The organism is Lysobacter sp. Soil_C_59 (assembly GCF_057656415.1).
In genome coordinates, this window is sequence record NZ_JBDGKK010000006.1 from 1 (window position 1) to 17715 (window position 17715).

Below are 17715 nucleotides of genomic sequence, written 5' to 3' on the forward strand. Positions count from 1 at the left end.
CCATGCAAGAGTAGGTCATCGCCAGGGGCTTTACCCCGAAACCCCCAGCCAACAGGCTGGGGGTTTCTTTTTGCGCGCACGAAACCGGTGCGCAGGTGCGCGCTTGCCCGCGATCGGGCGGTTCCGGGATCACAGACGCTAAGGTCGCGAGCAAGCTCGCTCCTACAGGAGTCAGGTTCCGGAAAGTTAATGCTGGCGTTGCCGCGGATTATCTGGGGCGAGCGCGTTCGCCCAAGAAAACGCCGGTAGAGCCCCGGGGCGAGATGCCTGCCGGGGCCGGACCGATTACAGCAGCGTCGGCGGCTCGCCGCCGATGATCACCACGTCGGCAGGGCGGCGGGCGAACAGGCCCACGCTGACCACGCCGGGAATCTGGTTGATCGCCTGCTCCATCGCGACCGGATCGACGATCGCCAGGCCGTGGATGTCGAGGATGATGTTGCCGTTGTCGGTGACCACGCCATTGCCGGCGGCGTCCTGGCGCCACACGGGCTGGCCGCGCGTCATCGCCAGGATCTCCCGCGCCACCAGGCTGCGCGCCATCGGGATCACTTCGACCGGCAGCGGGAACTTGCCCAGCACGTCGACGCGCTTGCTCGGGTCGACGATGCAGACGAACTTCTGGCTGGCCTCGGCGATGATCTTCTCGCGCGTCAATGCCGCGCCACCGCCCTTGATCAGGCGCTTGTGCGGATCGCACTCATCGGCGCCGTCGACGTACAGCGACAGCGGGCCGGTGGCATTGAGATCGAGCACTTCGATACCGTGCGCACGCAGGCGCTGCGTGCTCTGTTCCGAGCTCGACACCGCGCCCTTGATGCGGTCCTGGATACGGGCCAGGGCATCGATGAAGAAGGCGACCGTGGAGCCGGTGCCGACGCCGACGATCATGCCGTCCTCGACGTACTCGATGGCTTTTTCGCCGGCCAGGCGCTTGGCTTCGCTCATGGTTTCAACTCGTTGGTCTGGATTCTTTCTCGCTGCGCTCGGAGGGAGGCAGGGCGATTACTCGAGCGACAGCAGGTACTTCCACTGCGCCGCCTGCACCGGGAACACCGAAAGCCGGTTGCCCTTGCGGATCAGCGCGAAGTCCTCGCCCAGCTTGTCGGCATGCTTCTTGATCTCGTCCAGTGAAATCGTGCGCTTGAGCTTGCGATCGAAGGCGACATCGACCAGGAACCAGCGCGGTTCCTCGCGCGTGCTCTTGGGGTCGAAGTAGTCGGATTTGGGCTCGAACTGGGTCTCGTCCGGATAGGCCTTGCTGGCCACCGTGGCGGTGCCGACGATTCCGGGAACTTCGGTATTGGAGTGGTAGAACAGCACGCCGTCGCCGACCTGCATGCCGTCGCGCATGAAGTTGCGCGCCTGGTAGTTGCGGACGCCATTCCACGGCTCGGTGCCGACCCGCTTGAGGTCGTCGATCGAGAACGCATCCGGTTCGGACTTCATCAGCCAGTAGCGGCGGCGTGCGGTCATGCGGTGGCCCTGCTGCTGCAATCGATGGTCGTCGATTCGGTGCAGACCGCGTCCAGGGCGACGTCCCAGTCGGCGCGGTCGAGCGTTTCGACCTGTTGCGTGTCGAACGCCGCGCCAACCAGCCACGGCGGGGCCGGGCGCTGGTGGCGGAATGCGAAGCTGCGATCGTACCAGCCACCGCCCATGCCCAGCCGGTGGCCGCGCAGGTCGAAGCCCACCAGCGGCGTCACCACCAGGCTCATCTGCTCCGGATCGAGCAGGGAGCTGGGCGCCACGTCCGGTTCGGGGATGCCATGGCGGTTGCTGACCAGCGGGTCGCCGGAGCGCCACGGCGCGAAGCGCAGGCGGCCGTCCTCGTTCAGCACCGGCAGGCAGTACACGCATTCGCGCGGCAGCCGCAGCTGCCACACGTGCAGGGCGATCTCGCCGTCGGTGGCCCAGTAGCCGGAGACGTAGCCGGAGGTCGGCGCGAATGGCAATGCCAGCAGGTGCGCGGCCAGGCGTTCGGCGGCGGCAATACGGTCGCCAGCGCCCAGGGCGCGGCGGCGGTCGCGGAGTTCGCGGCGCAGCGCCGCGCGGTCAGCCGTCATGCGGCGCTCGATCCTTTGCTGCAGCGGTCAGGAAAGCCGCCGGGAGGGGACAGGGTAAAAAAGATCGGGCGCGAAGTCGCGCCCGGTCCTGGGTTTGATCGTTGCTACCTGGAGTCTGGAGCGTGGCAACGGTCGAGGCGGCGATCACGCAGATCGGCACCCCTGAATGAGTAGTCCTCCGCCGATGGCGATGCTTGCGAAACGACCTTGAACCCGGGGTTCAAGTGGGAACGCTTGGATGCCTTCGGGCTTCCCGCTACGAGGCGGACCTGCACTCCGGGCCCCCGTCGCGCCCCCGGTGTCGTCAATAAGGGACAAGGCGAATGTTTGCGCACGCTGTCGCGCACAGCAGAGGACGGTGCGAAGTATAGCGCGCAGCTTGTGAAGTGCATGCCCGCTCGTCGGCATCGCGATGGAACGGTTCAGTGCACGCGTGTGCACGATTTGCAGAGCGTGGACACGCAATGCGGATCGCAAGCGGCCCAGAGAGAGTCCCGCGACTCAGCGCGCGGGCAGGTCGAACAGGTCGTCGAGGCGGCGATGCAGGTCGGTCAACGTGCGCGAAAATTCGCGGTCGCGGCTCGATTGTTCGTTGCGCAACTGCTGCAGGTCGTGGGCGAGATTGAGTGCGGCCAGCACGGCGACGCGATCCAGCGCGGCCATGCGGTTGTTGCCGCGGATCTCGCGCATCTTGGCATCGAGCAGCTTGGCCGCCGACAGCAGGCTGTCGCGCTCGTCGGGTTCGCAGCCGACGGTGTACTCGCGATCGAGCAGACGGATGCTGACCGGTTCGCTTGCACTGCTCACGTGTGCTGCTCCAGGGACTTCAATCGCGCGATCATCGCCTCGACGCGGGCGCGCGCCTGTTCGTTCTTGGCAAGCAGCGCCGAGCGTTCGCCCATCAGCTGTTCCTGCTGTTGGCGAAGGCTGCGGTTCTCCTCGCCCAGCCGGCGCGAGCGCTCGGCAAGCTGCTCGACCCGGTCGGAGAGCGACTTGAGTTGGGCAAGAAGTTCGGCTTGGTCCATGCCGCGCACGATAGCAGGGCCGGGGGACCGGTCAAGGACCACGGTTCAGTCTGGAGTGGGAAGGTCGGGCTCTAGCCTGATCAATCCGCCCTGGTCGATCCGCCCTGGTCGATCCGCCCGGATCAACCTGGCGAGCCAACCTTGCCGACTGAGCCGTTCCCCGCAGGTCCGCTTCCAACCGCGCCGCTTCCGTCAGGACCGCTTGCAGCCGGCTCCGCATCGGTGGCCAAGCTCCCTCCCGGCATCGACTGCGGCGTCCAGGCACGGATGAAGGCCAGGCAGTCGGCCGCTTCCAGCGGTCGCGCCAGCCAGTAGCCCTGGATCTCGTCGCAGCCGCGACCGCGCAGGAACTGCATCTGCGCTTCGGTCTCCACGCCCTCGGCTATCACCGTCAGGCCGAGCGAATGCGCCATGGCGATGACCGTCGTGGTGATCGCCTCGTCGTCGGCGTCGCGGGTGAGGTCGCCGATGAATTCCTTGTCGATCTTGAGCGTGTTGATCGGCAGGCGCTTGAGGTAGGCCAGCGACGAGTAGCCCGTGCCGAAGTCGTCGATGGCCAGGCCGACGCCGAGTGAGCGCAATGCATCGAGCGTGGCCGAGGTCTGGCCGGCGTTGGCCATGATCACGCTTTCGGTCAGCTCAAGCTGCAGCATCTCCGGCGGCACGCCGCTTTCGACCAGTGCGCGCGCGACCTGCTTGGGCAGATTGCCGCGCAGCAGCTGCAGCGAGGACACGTTGACCGCCATCGACAGCTGGTCCAGGCCGTTGTGGCGCCAGCGCTTGAGAACGCCGCAGGCTTCGCGCAGCGCCCATTCGCCGATGTCGAGGATCAGGCCGCTTTCTTCCGCGAGCGGGATGAACTGCGCAGGAGAAATATCGCCCAGTTCGAAACTGCGCCAGCGCAGCAGTGCTTCCACGCCGGTGATGCGCGAGTGGTCCAGCGACAGCTTGGGCTGGAACACCAGGCGAAGCTCGTTGCGGTCGAGCACGCCGCGCAAGGCTGCAGAGATCGTCGCGCGACCGCGGATCTCGACGTCCATCGCCTCGGTGTAGCGCATGAACGTGCGGCGGCCGGCGGCCTTGGCCTGGTACATCGCCGTGTCGGCGTGCTTCAGCAAGTCGGTCGGGACAAGCGCGTGGTCGGGGTACAGGCTGATGCCGATCGACGGCGAGATCACCACGTCGTGGCGCTGGTCGATGTCGAGCGGCGTTTCGAAGGCGACAAGGACGTCGCGCGCGACCTGCTCGGCCTGCTCGACGTGCTCGAGGTTCTCCAGCAACACGGTGAACTCGTCGCCGCCGAGGCGGGCGACGGTGTGCTGCGGTCCGACCGCCTGCTGCAGGCGGATCGCGGCGGCGCGCAGGATGCGGTCGCCGGCAGCGTGGCCGAGCGAGTCGTTGATGTCCTTGAAGCGGTCCAGGTCGAGGAACAGCATCGCAATGCGACTGCCATGGCGGCGCGCGCGCACGATCGCGCGCGACAGGCGCTCCGACAGCAGCGCGCGGTTGGGAAGGCTGGTCAGCGTGTCGTAGTTGGCCAGGTAGCGCAGTTCCTGTTCGGCGCGCTTCTGGTCGGTGATGTCGCCGAGCACGGCGACGTAGTGGCCGTGCTGGCCGCTGGAGTCGAGCACTTCGCTGCCCTGGAACCAGCACAGGAATTCATCGCCGTTCTTGCGCTGCTGCCAGATCTCGCCGGACCAGCGTCCGTTGCGGCGCAACTCGCTGCGCACGTGCTGGTAGAACGCCGGATCGTGCTGGTCGCTGTCGAGCAGGCGGGTCGGGCGCCCGATCACTTCCGAATCGGCATACCCGGTCATGCGCGTGAAAGCGGGATTGACCGAGACGAACTGGAACTCGCGGTCGAACACCGCGACCGCCTCGATCATGCTGTTGAGCACCTGGCCGGCGATCAGGCGATCGCGCTCGGCGCTGCGGTTGGCAGTGATGTCGCGGGCAGTGCCGGCCACGCGCAGGGCGCGACCGTTGGGCGAGCGTTCGACGACGCGTCCGCGTGCACGCATCCACACCCACTTGTTGTCCTCGCGCACGCGGTGTTCGGACAGGAACAGAGCAGCGTCGCCGCGCAGGTGGCGCTTGAGCTGTTCGACCGCCTGCGGCTGGTCTTCGGGATGGATCTGCAGATTGGAGTCGACCAGCGTCTGCACGCCCAGGTCCGGAGTAAGTCCGGCCTGGTCGTCGGCGCGCGTGCGGCGCAGCACGCGGCTGTTGAGGTCGTAGTCCCAGAACTGCTCGCCCGATGCCCACAGCGCCAGCTTCAGGCGTTCGTCCCGCTCGCGGATCTGGGCGAAGTAGCCACGCTCGCGGCGGCGATCACGATGACGGCGCCACGCCAGCACCAGCGCCAGGGCGAGTGCCGCCAGCACCGCGCCGGCGGTCACCAGCGGATGGCGCCACAGCGGTGGCGCGATGCGTACCGGGATCTCGAGCGTCTGCTCGTTCCAGACACCGTCGCGGTTGGTGGCCTGGGCGAGGAAGGTGTAGTTGCCCGCAGGCAGTCGCGTATAGGTGATGTCCTGGCCGCTGCCGTTGTCGACCCAGTCCTTGTCGAACCCGTCCATGCGGTAGCGGTAACGGATGCCGGCCGCCGGGGCGAAGTCGAGCGAGCCGATGCGCAGGCGCAGCAGGCCGGCGGCATCGGGCAGGTCGAGGCGGGTCTGCTGCCAGAGCGCGCTCGGTTCGACGGTCGCCTCGCTGCCGACCCAGGCACCGAGCAGCTTGAGCGGCGCGCGGTAGGCGGAGTCGACGATGCGCGTGGGATCGAACAGGTTCAGGCCGCGCACGCCGCCGAAGACGATGCGGCCGTCGCCCAGTTGCGCCATCGAGCCGCCGTGGAACTCCAGGTCCTGCAGGCCATCGGCGAGGCCGTAGCTGCGCGTGCGCTCGCTGCCCATGTCGAAGCTGATGATGCCGGCCTGCGTGCTCAGCCACAGCCGGCCGGCAGGACCTTCGGCGATCGCGAAGACAACCGGCACCATGTCGCTGTTGAGCGTGCCGGTGAGCGGGTGGGCAAAACTGACGCCGCCGTCGGCCGCTTCGACCACGCGGCTCAGGCCGGCATGCGTGCCTACCCAGAGCGTGCCGTTGCGAGCCACGTGCAGGGCGCGCACGCGATTGCCCGGCAGGCTTGCCGGGTCGTCGCTGGCATGCCGGAAGTGACGCACCTTGCCGGTCGCGGGATCGAGCACATCCAGGCCGTCGCCGGTGCCGATCCAGACATGGCCATGGCGGTCTTCGACGATCGCGTGCACGACCGGAAAGCTCAGGCCGTCGGGGTCGTTCTCGCGATACGGGTAGTGGGTGACCTTGCCGCTCTCGGGAACGTAGTGGAACGCGCCATTGCCGTGGCTGCCAATCCACAGCGAGTGATCGCGCGCCACCGCCAGCGAGCGCATCGGCTGGCGCTCCATGCCCGCGACTTCGAGCTGGCGCGCCTGGCGCCGTTGCGGGTCGAGCAGGTAGAGACCGACGTCGGTGGCCACCCACAGCTCGCCTGCGGTGGCCGGCGCGAACGCGGTCACGCGCGGTGGCGCTGCCTGGTCACCGAGCAGCGGGGTGAGATCCTCGAAGCGGTCTTCCGCCAGTTCGTAGCGCAGCAGGCGGGTGTTGTCGGTGCCGAGCCAGAGAGCGCCGTCGTCAGACTGCGCGATGGTGCGGATGCTGTCGGCGGCAGCCGGGCTGCGCGGGCGCGAATGCTCGAGATTGAAGACGTAGCGGAAGCGCGTGCCGCGCGGATCGGCGACGGCAACGCCGCGGAACTGGCCGCCGACCCAGAGCATGCCGCCGCGGTCGACCAGCAGTGCGTTGACCGCGTCGTCGGGAAGGCTGGCCTCGATGCGAGGCTCCTCGTGCACTTCCTCGTCGTTGCCGGTGGCCGGATCGAAGCGGCGCAGCCCGTAGCCGTAGACCGACAGCCACAGCCGGTGGTCGGGCGTCTGCGCGATCGCCCGCACCGACGTCGCAGCCGGATCCGCCGGCGCTTCGAGCGGCCAGGCCTTCACCAGGTCGCGGCCGTTGCTGTGCAGCCGGAAGAGGCCATCCGTGCGGCCCACCCACAACTGGCCCGACGGGTCCTGCTGCAGCGACAGCACCGGCTCCTGCGGGCCCACGCGTTGCACCGTGCCGGCCGGATCGATGCGATGCAGTCCGAGCGGACCGCCATACCAGGCCATGCCGTCGCGGGTTGCCAGCAGGGTCTGCCGGCTGGTGGCGCCGGCGGGCTGCGATTGCAGCGACAGCACGCTCTGGCGCGTGCCGCTGTCCGGATTCAGGCGCTCCAGTCCGGCCGTGGTGCCGACCCATAGCAGTCCGCGGTAGGGCAGGACCGCCACCACCTGGCGATGGGGGTGGCTGGGCGCCGACGCGGAGTAACGGCGGATCTTGCCGTTGCCCAGGTCGAGCCGGCTCAGGTATTCCGAAGACGTACCGACCCACAACGCCTTTCCATCTTCGAGCGCGAGCGCGGTGATGTTGCTGTCCGGCAGGCTCTGGGGATCGCGCGGGTTATGCCGGAAGGGCAGGTAGCGCTGGCCGTCGTAACGGTGCAGGCCGCCCTGGGTGGCGACCCAGACGAACCCCTGCGGGTCCTGGACCATTGCCGTCACGGTGTTCTGGGTGAGGCCGCGCTCGCTGCCCAGGCGCGAGAAGTAGAAGTCGCGCGTCGCCGCCGCTGCCGGCGCGGTCGCCAGTGCCAACGCCAATACCAGTCCGGCAAGACGGACGTGCCGGGCGATCCGGACGGGGAAGCAGGCTAGGGAGGGCGGACGCACGGACACCCATGGGTTTGAGTACTGCAGCGCGCAGTGTAGGCAAGCGTTCAGCCTGGCAACAAGACGCGCCTGCATTGCTACACTGCCGCGACTCCCCCGAGCCTTGTCCCGTGCCCGAAATTGAACTGCCCGATCTGACCGCCATCGAGGCCGAGAGCCGCCAGCTGGCCCTTGCTGCTTCTCCCTTTGAGCTCCACGGCGGCCTGTGCGGCTGGCTCGCCGGCGGTGGCGCGGCGGTGCGCGAGTGGCCGGCCAAGGTGCTGGCCGACGATGCGCTGCCGACGCCCGCCGAAGGCGGCGCCCTGGACGAACTGCGCGAAGCCAGCGCGGCCCAGCTGGCCGACCGCAGCTTCGACTTCGCCCTGTTGCTGCCTGCATCCGACACTTCGCTGGCCGAGCGCAGCGGTGCGCTGTTCGACTGGTGCCGCGGGTTCCTCGGCGGCTTCGGCCTGGCCGGCGGCGGCAAGATCAAGCTGTCCGACGAAGGCCAGGAAGCACTGGCCGACCTGGGCAAGCTAGCAGCCGCGCAACCGCAGAGCGACGGCGACGAGGAAGACGAGATCGCGCTGGTGGAGATCGAGGAGTTCGTACGCGTCGCGGTGCTGCTGTTGCACGGCGACTGCGTGCTGGCGACGCAGCACCGGCAACGCCTGAACTGATCGAGCTGTGTCCAAGCCCATCACGATTCCCGCAAAGGCCTACGCCCGCCGCCGCAAGCAGCTCATGCGCATGGCCGGCGACGACGCGATCCTGGTGCTGCCGGCCGCGCTCGAGCGCATCCGCAGTCGCGACACGCATTACCCCTATCGCCAGGACTCCGACCTGCTCTACCTCACCGGCTTCCCGGAGCCGGAGGCGGTGCTGGTGCTGGTGCCCGGCCGCAAGCACGGCGAGGTGCTGCTGTTCTGCCGCGAACGCGATGCCGAGCGTGAAAGCTGGGATGGCCCGCGCTTCGGTCCGGAAGGTGCGGTCGAAGCGTTCGGCCTGGACGATGCCTATCCGATCACCGACCTCGACGACATCCTGCCGGGCCTGCTCGAAGGTCGTTCGCGTGTCTATTACCACTTCGGCCGCGACCAGGAATTCGACCTCAAGCTGATCGGCTGGCTCAACCGCGTGCGCGCGATGGTGCGCCAGGGAGCGCAGCCGCCGCACGAGTTCCTCGAACTGGGCCATCTGCTCGATGAGTTGCGCCTGTTCAAGGACCGCGACGAGATCCGCCTGATGCAGCGTGCCGCCGACATCAGCGTGCTCGCGCACGAGGCGGCGATGCGCGCAGTGCGACCGGGCATGCACGAATACCAGTTGCAGGCCGAGCTCGAGCGAGTGTTCCGCCAGCACGATGCCGAACCGGCGTACAGCAGCATCGTCGGCGCCGGCAGCAATGCCTGCGTCCTGCATTACCGCGCCAACAACGCGCAGGCGCGCGACGGTGACCTGGTGCTGGTCGATGCCGGCGCCGAATACCGTGGCTATGCCGCCGACATCACCCGCACCTTCCCGATCGGTGGTCGCTTCAGCAAGGAGCAGCGCGCGCTCCATGACCTGGTGGGCGCTGCGCAGGCGGCGTCCCTGGCGCAGGCGCGCGCCGGCATTGCGTACGAGGCAGGGCATGTGGCGGCGGTGGAGACACTGACCGAAGGCTTGCTCAAGCTCGGCCTGCTCAAGGGCCGGCTCGAGAAGAACCTGGCCGACGGCAGCTACAAGCGCTTCTATCGGCACAAGACCGGCCACTGGCTTGGCCTGGATGTGCACGACGTGGGCGAGTACCGCATTGATGGCGAGTCGCGCCTGCTCGAGCCGGGCATGGTGTTCACGATCGAACCGGGCCTGTATGTCTCGCCCGACGACACCACGGTCGATGCGAAGTGGCGCGGCATCGGCATTCGCACCGAGGACGATGTGCTGGTCACGCAGGATGGCAATCAGGTGCTGACCGGCAAGCTGGCGCGCAGCGCTGATGAGATCGAGGCGTTGATGGCGGGTGGGTGAGGCTTCGGGTGTCGCGGGAATGATGGTCCCTTCACTGCCGGCCCGTACGCTGGCAAGGTGCTATCGACGCGGATGAAAACGAAGCGGCGCCTGCGTCCGGCATCCGTGCTTGCCGGACTGTTCGTGGCGTTGTCCGCCGGGCAGCTGGTTGCGGGGTCCGGTGCGGAAGACTGCCGGCAACGGCTGTTGCAGGAACTGGGGTGGCGTTTCGTCGCGGCGGATGTCGACACGATCGATATCCGCCCGGGCATGCCTTGCGATCGCGCCAGCCTGGCCGAGGCCGTTGCAGCCGGGGACCTCGTCGTGCGGACTCCACGCGATCTCGACGCCGCTGCCCGGAGTCGTCTCGACGAAGCATTGCTGGCCCATCCTGCGACCCACTGCGCCTATGCCTTCGCGCTAGGTACTGCAACGCGTCGCGCGGTCGATCGGCTCGTGGCAAACCCCGGCTTCCGCTTCTCGTCCGTGCAGATGGGATGGATCGGATTCGGCCCGACCGGTGCGGCGCATGACGGCTGGAAGGCGATCGCGACGTTCGGCCGTGGTTACCAGCCCAGCGGCGCCAACTCTCGCGCAATCGAAGCGTTCTACACGGGGCAGGTGCGAGGCGAATGCGGCCTGGGTCGGCAGGTCGCGCAGTACGCCACGCAAGCCGAGCTTTACGGCATGGATGGCTTCGATGCCGAGTTCGATGCCGACGAGATCGTCATCGGCACGTTCAACCGGCTGAACGAAACGCGCAGCATCCTGCTCGGATCTTCGGCCGGCGAGTTCACCGGTGACGGGCGCGCCGTGCAGGCCTCGCAACAGGGGCGCCAGGCGTTCATGGGGCTTCCGGGCTTCATCTTCCATGTGTTCGACCGCAGCAAGCTGGACGATCTCAACAACCAGGCCGAGAACTTCGTCGTCTATGACGTCAGTGCGGATGCGGCGGAGGCACTGCGCCAGCACGGAGGACTGGAGTTCTACAACGAGCGCAATCGCCAAGTATGGTCGCTGGCGCGGTCGATCCAGGCGCGCAAGCCGCGACGATTCTTCGAACGGCTACTGTTCGAGCGCGACGCCTCGTTGCGTGCGGAGCAGTCCGCGGCAACGCAGGAAACGCTCGAACGGATCGATCGATTGCTTGACGATCCGTTCTACCGGGGATTCCAGGTTTATGTGCACAAGCAGGGCGTGAAGCCGGTCGGCTTCCATATAGCGCGCCTGCTCGACCGCAATCCGCGCACGCCGTTCCGCGTCGAGCTGGCGCTGCACAACCTGCACACGACGTTGTACCAGCGTTACGTCGACTACCGCCTGCGCGAGTGCGTAGCCGGCGCGCCGCCGGCAGCGCCGTGAATGCTCACGGGGCTGGGCCAACGGTGGTTTCGATGATCGTGCGCAATGATGCGGCGGGTGCCCCTGCCTCCTCGACGATGCCGCGCGCGCACGCCTGCACGCGCGCCTGCCCGCACAGGCCGACGTAGTTGTTCCAGTAGACATCGAGTTCGCGGTCCATCGGGCGCACCGTCACCACCACCGAGTAGACCGTGCGGCGCCCGACGCCGTTGTCGGGATCGAGCGTGGCGATCTTCAGGCGGACGCGCGCACCGTTGGCGACATCGACCGGCACCAGGTCCGTGGACTGGCGCAGCTGCTCGCTGATGGCTTGTACGAACTGCCGGCCGACGGCGTCCACGGCGGAGGCGGAGACATGGACGGTGAGGGGGGCCTCCGGCGCGGGAGCAGCGGGTGCGGCGGTCGTCTGGGGCACGACGTCCTGCCCATTGGCAAGCGTCGCGGCGCACGACAGCACGATTCCCGGCAATGACGATCGCAGCATGATGCTTCCCGACGTGGGCCTGTGATGAGGCAAACGTCGTGCGGGGCAATTGCAGGTAATCGAACCGCCCTCCCGGCGGCAGGGCCGGCGGGAGGGCAGCGGGACGCCGAGCGTCAGGCGGCTTCGTCGAAGCCTTCGCGGGTGAGGTTGGCCGGCGCACCGTCGGTGCAGGCGACGTCATCCTCGATGCGGATGCCGCCGTAAGGCTTGAAGGCCTCCACGCGGGCCCAGTCGATGCTGTCGGCGTGACCGTTGGCCTTCACTTCGTCGAGCAGCATGTCGATGAAGTAGATGCCCGGCTCGATCGTCACCACCATGCCCGGCTCGAGCACGCGGGTCAGGCGCAAGTAGGGATGGCCGTCGGGTTTGGCGATCGTGCCGCCGTTGTCGGATGCAGCGAAGCCGGCGACGTCGTGCACCTGCAGGCCGATGCCGTGGCCGATGCCGTGCGGGAAGAACGCGCTGCTGACGCCGGTGGCGAGCGCCGCTTCCGGCGACACCTTGATCACGCCGAAGTCCTTGAGGATCCCCGCCAGCGCCAGGTGCGCATCGACGTGGATCTGCTTGTAATCGCTGCCGGCGCGGACCTGGTCGCACATTTTCAGTTGCGCGGCGTCGACGGCGTCGATCATCGCCTGGAACTCGCTGCCGGCATCGAGCGCATAGCTGCGCGTGATGTCGCAGGCATAGCCGTGGTGCGCGGCGCCGGCATCGATCAGGAAACTGCGCAGTGCCCCGGGCGGGGTCAGGTCGCGGTCGGTGTAGTGCAGCACCGCGCCATGCTCGTTGAGGGCGATGATGTTGTTGTAGGGCAGGTCGTTTGCGTCCTGGCCGGCGGCCTGGCAGTAGACAAGGTGGATGCCGAACTCGCTGGCGCCGGCGCGGAAGGCGCGCTCGGCGGCGCGGTGGGCGCGCACGCCGCGACGCGTGGCCTCGCGCATCATCGCGATCTCGTACGGCGTCTTGTAGGCGCGGTGGTACTCGAGATAGTTCACCACCGGCGCGGGATTGTTGGGCACGAATGCACCCAGCGCGCTCTGCGGTTCGCCGAGGATCGCGCAGCGCGCCGCGTTGGACGGCAGGTGCTGCAGCGCCTCTTCGGGCTTGCGGATCACGACGATGTCGAAGTGCTCTGCCCAGTAACCGCTCGGAGCCGCCGGCACCACGTGCCAATAGTCGAACGGCTGCAGGAACACCAGCTTGGGCTTCTGTCCCGGCGTGGCCACCAGCCAGCTGCCCGGTGCGCGCGTCAGCGGCAGCCAGGCCTTGAATTGCGGATTGACCGCATACGGGTAGTCGCGGTCGTCGAACACCTGGTAATGCGAGGTGCCGCTGGGGATGACCAGGTGGTCGAAGCCGCCACGGGCCAGGGCCTGTTCGGTGCGGCGGTGCAGTTCGGCGAGGTGCTGCGGGTACAACGTGGCGAGCGTGGTCATGCGAAGGCGGCGAAAGGGCGGAGACCGGACCATTTTGCCGCATTGGTCCGGCTGGCGTCGTTACCGCGCTTGCCCGTTACCCTTGTCGCCGCGTGCGGCGAGCACCACATGAATGCGCGGGCTGTCAGGCCGGATGGCCGTTGCCCGAGTCCAGCCAGTTGCGCAGCTGCTGCAGTTCGCTTTCGAGCATGGTGATGAAGCGGAAGCCGGACCAGGTCTGGCCGGGCGTGCTGGACTTGTCCTGCCACAACAGGTGCGCACCCACTTCTATGGGCGATGCCTGGTGCGGCGTGCCGCGCAGGTTGAAGCGCAACTGGTACAGCGCATCGTCGACCAGCGGCGCGGAGGCGATCAGCAGCATGCCGCTTTCGGACAGATTGCTGAGCTGCCCGATCACGGTGTCGGTCATCGTGTCGACGACCTGTACCGGCTCCTGGATGGAGCGGCGGCGGGCGCGGCGGAATTCTTCGTTCATGCGCGGTGCTTCCCCTTGCAGGCGTGGCCCTTGGAGGCGTGCCTGGCTGCGATGCGGTCGTGGCCCATCAGGCCGGCGCCTGCTGTGGCGTGGCCGGATGGGAGACGAAATTGCTCAGCGCGCTGACAACCGCGTTCCAGGCGCGATCGACCAGGCGGCTCTTCTCGACGGTGACGATGCGCGCGCGTCCGCTGGCCATCTGCCGCGCCAGGCTGTCTAGCGACTGCTCGCCGACGCGCTGGCCACGCTGGTTGACGAACAGCGCGTTGTCGGTGAGCGGGCTGAACCAGGACAACCGGCGACGAATCACTTCGCCCGGCGCGTCGAGGTCGAACTCGAACCAGGTGCCGAACGGCAGCGTGCGCAGGTGCTGCCAGCATTCCTGCTCGTGCGGGTTGCGCGGCTGCACGTCCTGCGGGCGTGCGACTTCGTCCTCGCCCAGTCGCGTGCGTGACTTGAGCTTGAGCGCCAGTTCGGTGCGGGTGGCGGCATCGTCGTTGGCGGCATGGCCGGTGGTGAGCTGGCGCGAGATCGCGCCGGCATCGTCGACGTGGTAACCGACCTGGGTCAGCGCCTGCTCGATGTCCTCGCCCAGCGGCTCCGGTGCCGGTGCGCGGTTCTCGACCGTGTTGGCGGCGATGATCTGGCGCGTGGCCTCGAGCTGGCGCTGCCACTCTTCCGACTCTTCGCCATGGCGCAGCAGCGTCAGGGTCAGCACGTCGGTCCAGGCCTGGGTGAGCAGGGTATGGACGAACTTGGGCAGCTTCTGCTCGTTCAGCGCCTGGCTGATCGCTTCGGTTGCCTGGTGCTTGGCCAGCACCAGCTTTTCCTTGCCGCGCGCGGCCTCGACGTGGCGCCGCTCGGCCACTTCGGCCTTGCGCGCCATCAGCCGCAGGTGTTCCTGCAGTTGCTGGTTGGCCGACTCGAACACGCCGTCGTCGCCGTCGTAATGCTCGACGACGTGGTCGACCGCGCGGCGCAGCTGTTCGTTGAGCGCCGGGTCGGCTTCTTCCTTCGGCAGCCAGTGCGCACCGGCTTCGGCGACGGCGTTGAGCAGCTGCCGCGCCGGATGTTCCTGGCGTACGAAGAATGCCTGGTCCTGCAGCGCAAGGCGCAACAGCGGCACCTGCAGGCGATTGAGCAGCGAGGACACCGCCGCATCGTTGCGAAGCTCGCGACCGATCTCGTTGTAGAACTGGTCGAGCAGTTCGAACGTGTCGGCGTCCTCGCGCGTCAGCGCGGCCGCTTCGCCACGCTGTTGCCGCGCCTGCGCGAGCAGAGTCTGGCGGACGTCGTTGAGGTTGCGTGGTGGCGTCAGGTGCGCCGGCATCGACTGCAGCCCGGCCAGCGCGCTGGAGACGTCGTGAGGTGAGAGCGTCGGTCGCTGCGGCCCGGTGTCGCCACCGGTGCGCAGCTTGTCCATCAGTTCGCGGCGACCGTTGAGCAGGTTCTGCAGCGAAACGTAGGAGTCGTGGTCGTCGTCATGGCGCGGGACCGGCTGCCCCGGCCAGGCGGTGTGCGGACGGTTCGGGTCGAACAGGGGGCTGCTGGCGTCGGCGCCGCGACGCGGCACCATCGAATCCTCGCGTTGCCCCCGGCCTTGCCCTTCTTCCTGCGCTCGTCCTTGTCCTTGTCCTTGTCCGTGCCCCTGCGCGTGCCCCTGGCGTTGTGCCTTGCCGCGGCCGCGCACCGGCACGAACGACAGGCTCGGCAGCACGTTCTCGCGTGCGAGCAGGGCGTTCATCGTTTCGACCAGTTGCGCGTAGCCCGACATCACGTGCTGGTCGAACACCTTGTACAGGTGCAACCGGGCCTCGGGCGTGATCTGCAGCGACTGCGTGGCCTCGGCCAGGATCCGGCACAGGTGGTAGGGGCCCACGGGCAGGCGATCGGCGTCGAAGGCCGGGGCGCCGCCGAGGACGCCGAAGCGCTGGCCCAGCAGCAGCAGCGGCAGGCCCGCGCGCGCTTCATGGCGGATGGCGATGCTGCGCAGCAGGTTGGCTTCGTCGGCTTCGCCGTCGTCGACCAGGCGCAGGTCGCGGAAGGTGGGCAGGGCCGCGGGGGCTTCCGTGGTCGGGTTCGGGTCGCGGACGGTGGTCAGTTCGCCTTCCAGCAGTGCCAGGAAGTGCGGGACCAGGTCGGAACGGTTGAGCCGCGCGGTGCGCAGCGTTTCAAGGTGGGACGCCTGCTGCGCCGACGTGCGCGCCTGGTCGGCATGCTTGAACAGCTGCTGCTCGAACTCGCCGAGCATGTGCTCGAGCTGGCGCGCCATTTCGTCCGAGACCAGGGCATACAGATGCTCCAGTACCCGGCGAACCCGCTTGGGCAACGCGGCTGACGCCAGCGTAGGCCGAGGGATCGAACTACCAAGAGGTTCGAACGTTGCGGACATTTAGGGGCACCCTGTGATCGGGACGATCATGCATTGTCCCCCCGCGCCCCGCCAGCCTCTCGCCCCAGCGGTCCCTCAGGGAGCGACCAACTGTTGTAACGGCGTGGGCGGCCGCCAGCGGCCAGCTTGAGGCTGCGTACGTGGGCTCAAGCTACTTGGCGTGGTCGACCATGACGCGTTGCGCCAGGTTCGGACCGGCCGGGTCAACATTGGTCTCGCCGGCCCCGTCGTCGACAAGGAACAGCTCGACCACATCGTTGGTGAAGCGTCGGCCGAGCTCGGTCGGACGAACCCGATCGCCATCGACTTCGAGCCAACCCTGTGCGGTTGCAGCATCGAGTTGCGCGGCGATCGCGCTGCGCGGCAGGCCGGTGCGGGCTTCGAACGCGGCCAGGCTGAAGCCCTCGACCAGGCGCAGCGCGTTGAGCATGTACTCGAAGGGACGTCGTGCCGGTTCGACGCGGTCGTCGCCGCCGATTGCGCCGGCATGTCCGGCCTGGACCAGGTACTGGGTCGGGTGCTTGGTCTTCCAGCGCCGCAGCACGGTCTGCTCCGCGCCCAGGGTCAGCTTGCCGTGTGCGCCGGCGCCGATGCCCAGGTAGTCGCCGTACTGCCAGTAGTTGAGGTTGTGCAGGCACTGCCGGCCCGGCCGCGCGTAGGCACTGACTTCGTACTGGGCATAGCCGGCGGCGGCGAGCAGCGCCTGGCAATGCTCCTGCATGTCCCAGCTGGCGTCGTCGTCGGGGATGCCCTGCGGCGGCCGCGCGGCGAACACGGTGTTCGGCTCCAGGGTCAGCTGGTAGTGGCTGACGTGGGTGGGCTGCAGGGCGAAGGCGCGTTCCAGGTCGTGCTCGGCCATCGCCAGCGTCTGCTGCGGCAGCGCGTACATCAGGTCGAGGTTGAAGTTGTCGAAGCCGGCATCCTGGGCCAGCTTCACTGCCGCCTCGGCCTCGTTGCTGTCGTGGATCCGGCCCAGGCGCTTGAGGCAGCCGTCGTCGAAGCTCTGGATGCCGAAGCTCAGGCGATTGACGCCGGCCTGGCGATACAGCTCGAAGCGGCCGTGCTCGGCGGTGCCGGGATTGGTCTCCAGGGTGATCTCGCAGCCCGGGACGAAGCGCAGGCGGCTGCTGGCCTGCTGCAGGAAACGGTCGATGTGCTCGGGCGGGAACAGGCTCGGCGTGCCCCCGCCGAAGAACACCGAATGCACGTTGCGGCCCCAGGCCAGCGGCAGGTCATGGTCGAGGTCGGCCAGCAGCGCGTCGATATACGTGTCGAACGGCAGCGCGCCACGGCCCTCGTGCGAATTGAAGTCGCAATACGGACACTTGCGCACGCACCAGGGCAGGTGGACATACAGCGACAGCGGCGGCGTGGTCAGCGACAAGACGGTTCTTCGGTAAAAGAGGGAGGGTCAGCCGGCGTCGGGCGCCGTGAACGTGCCCACGTGGCGCTCGCTCGCCGTCAGCGCATCGCCCCGTGCATCGAGCGCGGCGTAGCGCGGATCGCGCGCCAGCTGCATTGCAGTGTAGTCCTGTGCGCTGCGCCAGCGGTCGAGGGTGAGGTAGTGGCCCTGGCGCTCACCATGCAGCAGCTGGGTGCCGAGGTAGCCGGCGTGGTCGCGGAACAGCATCACCCACGGCCCCTGTTCGCCGTACAGCGCCTCGAATGCCGTTTCGGAACCGGCACGGACCTCGTATTCCCAGACAGTCACGAACAT

General features: G+C 68.0%; 14 protein-coding genes, 1 other RNA gene and 1 pseudogene. 3 read left to right on the top strand and 13 right to left on the bottom strand.

The window, feature by feature from the left end; all coding sequences use genetic code 11:
* Positions 1 to 285: 285 nt before the first annotated feature.
* The 7 genes from rpiA to AC3A3Q_RS12595 form a co-directional block, all read right to left on the bottom strand.
* The gene (gene rpiA / locus AC3A3Q_RS12565) at positions 286 to 948 is read right to left on the bottom strand and encodes a ribose-5-phosphate isomerase RpiA (protein ID WP_487586573.1); all 663 of its coding nucleotides are present in this window, start codon (positions 946 to 948) and stop codon (positions 286 to 288) included.
* A gap of 57 nt (positions 949 to 1005) precedes the next feature.
* Complete coding sequence (locus tag AC3A3Q_RS12570) at positions 1006 to 1476, bottom strand: EVE domain-containing protein (protein ID WP_487586574.1); 471 nt, start codon at positions 1474 to 1476, stop codon at positions 1006 to 1008.
* The gene (locus tag AC3A3Q_RS12575) at positions 1473 to 2066 is read right to left on the bottom strand and encodes a 5-formyltetrahydrofolate cyclo-ligase (RefSeq protein ID WP_487586575.1); all 594 of its coding nucleotides are present in this window, start codon (positions 2064 to 2066) and stop codon (positions 1473 to 1475) included. Before AC3A3Q_RS12575 ends, AC3A3Q_RS12570 begins: the two co-directional genes overlap by 4 nt.
* A gap of 171 nt (positions 2067 to 2237) precedes the next feature.
* Positions 2238 to 2424, bottom strand: a non-coding RNA gene (gene ssrS, locus AC3A3Q_RS12580) — 6S RNA.
* A gap of 143 nt (positions 2425 to 2567) precedes the next feature.
* On the bottom strand, positions 2568 to 2873 hold the full coding sequence (locus AC3A3Q_RS12585) for a cell division protein ZapA (protein ID WP_158734165.1): 306 nt from the start codon (positions 2871 to 2873) through the stop codon (positions 2568 to 2570).
* The gene (locus AC3A3Q_RS12590) at positions 2870 to 3091 is read right to left on the bottom strand and encodes a TIGR02449 family protein (protein WP_158734166.1); all 222 of its coding nucleotides are present in this window, start codon (positions 3089 to 3091) and stop codon (positions 2870 to 2872) included. Before AC3A3Q_RS12590 ends, AC3A3Q_RS12585 begins: the two co-directional genes overlap by 4 nt.
* A gap of 122 nt (positions 3092 to 3213) precedes the next feature.
* Entirely contained in the window at positions 3214 to 7809 is a 4596-nt protein-coding gene (locus AC3A3Q_RS12595; RefSeq protein ID WP_487586576.1) for an EAL domain-containing protein, read from the bottom strand.
* A 188-nt stretch (positions 7810 to 7997) separates the two neighbouring features.
* On the opposite strand from AC3A3Q_RS12595, the gene AC3A3Q_RS12600 reads away from it, so the two are divergent.
* The 3 genes from AC3A3Q_RS12600 (at position 7998) to AC3A3Q_RS12610 (ending at position 11211) form a co-directional block, all read left to right on the top strand.
* Positions 7998 to 8537, top strand: coding sequence for a UPF0149 family protein (locus AC3A3Q_RS12600; RefSeq protein ID WP_487586724.1), 540 nt, complete (start codon positions 7998 to 8000; stop codon positions 8535 to 8537).
* Between the two features lie 7 nt (positions 8538 to 8544).
* Positions 8545 to 9870, top strand: a complete 1326-nt coding sequence (locus AC3A3Q_RS12605) for an aminopeptidase P N-terminal domain-containing protein (RefSeq protein WP_487586577.1) — start codon at positions 8545 to 8547, stop codon at positions 9868 to 9870.
* A 72-nt stretch (positions 9871 to 9942) separates the two neighbouring features.
* A complete protein-coding gene (locus tag AC3A3Q_RS12610) occupies positions 9943 to 11211 on the top strand; it encodes a hypothetical protein (RefSeq protein ID WP_487586578.1) in 1269 nt (422 codons plus the stop codon).
* Positions 11212 to 11215: 4 nt separating this feature from the next.
* Here the strand turns inward: AC3A3Q_RS12610 and AC3A3Q_RS12615 are convergent, their stop codons facing one another.
* From AC3A3Q_RS12615 to AC3A3Q_RS12640, 6 genes and pseudogenes are all read right to left on the bottom strand, one after another.
* Complete coding sequence (locus tag AC3A3Q_RS12615; RefSeq protein ID WP_487586579.1) at positions 11216 to 11695, bottom strand: hypothetical protein; 480 nt, start codon at positions 11693 to 11695, stop codon at positions 11216 to 11218.
* Between the two features lie 113 nt (positions 11696 to 11808).
* A complete protein-coding gene (gene pepQ / locus AC3A3Q_RS12620) occupies positions 11809 to 13131 on the bottom strand; it encodes a Xaa-Pro dipeptidase (protein WP_487586580.1) in 1323 nt (440 codons plus the stop codon).
* 124 nt (positions 13132 to 13255) lie between these two features.
* Complete coding sequence (locus tag AC3A3Q_RS12625; RefSeq protein ID WP_200604090.1) at positions 13256 to 13606, bottom strand: PilZ domain-containing protein; 351 nt, start codon at positions 13604 to 13606, stop codon at positions 13256 to 13258.
* A 67-nt stretch (positions 13607 to 13673) separates the two neighbouring features.
* Positions 13674 to 15935, bottom strand: a complete 2262-nt coding sequence (locus AC3A3Q_RS12630; protein ID WP_487586581.1) for a DUF1631 domain-containing protein — start codon at positions 15933 to 15935, stop codon at positions 13674 to 13676.
* Positions 15936 to 16233: 298 nt separating this feature from the next.
* A pseudogene (gene hemW, locus AC3A3Q_RS12635) lies at positions 16234 to 17382 on the bottom strand (radical SAM family heme chaperone HemW); the annotation flags it as partial.
* Between the two features lie 27 nt (positions 17383 to 17409).
* Positions 17410 to 17715, bottom strand: a complete 306-nt coding sequence (locus tag AC3A3Q_RS12640) for an antibiotic biosynthesis monooxygenase family protein (RefSeq protein ID WP_487586582.1) — start codon at positions 17713 to 17715, stop codon at positions 17410 to 17412.

What these genes read in the sequence shown, in the direction of transcription:
- rpiA (WP_487586573.1), bottom strand. Translation starts at nt 948, where the DNA reads ATGAGCGAAGCCAAGCGCCTGGCCGGCGAAAAAGCCATCGAGTACGTC.
- AC3A3Q_RS12570 (WP_487586574.1), bottom strand. Translation starts at nt 1,476, where the DNA reads ATGACCGCACGCCGCCGCTACTGGCTGATGAAGTCCGAACCGGATGCG.
- AC3A3Q_RS12575 (WP_487586575.1), bottom strand. Translation starts at nt 2,066, where the DNA reads ATGACGGCTGACCGCGCGGCGCTGCGCCGCGAACTCCGCGACCGCCGC.
- AC3A3Q_RS12590 (WP_158734166.1), bottom strand. Translation starts at nt 3,091, where the DNA reads ATGGACCAAGCCGAACTTCTTGCCCAACTCAAGTCGCTCTCCGACCGG.
- AC3A3Q_RS12610 (WP_487586578.1), top strand. Translation starts at nt 9,943, where the DNA reads ATGAAAACGAAGCGGCGCCTGCGTCCGGCATCCGTGCTTGCCGGACTG.
- AC3A3Q_RS12615 (WP_487586579.1), bottom strand. Translation starts at nt 11,695, where the DNA reads ATGCTGCGATCGTCATTGCCGGGAATCGTGCTGTCGTGCGCCGCGACG.
- pepQ (WP_487586580.1), bottom strand. Translation starts at nt 13,131, where the DNA reads ATGACCACGCTCGCCACGTTGTACCCGCAGCACCTCGCCGAACTGCAC.
- AC3A3Q_RS12625 (WP_200604090.1), bottom strand. Translation starts at nt 13,606, where the DNA reads ATGAACGAAGAATTCCGCCGCGCCCGCCGCCGCTCCATCCAGGAGCCG.
- AC3A3Q_RS12640 (WP_487586582.1), bottom strand. Translation starts at nt 17,715, where the DNA reads ATGTTCGTGACTGTCTGGGAATACGAGGTCCGTGCCGGTTCCGAAACG.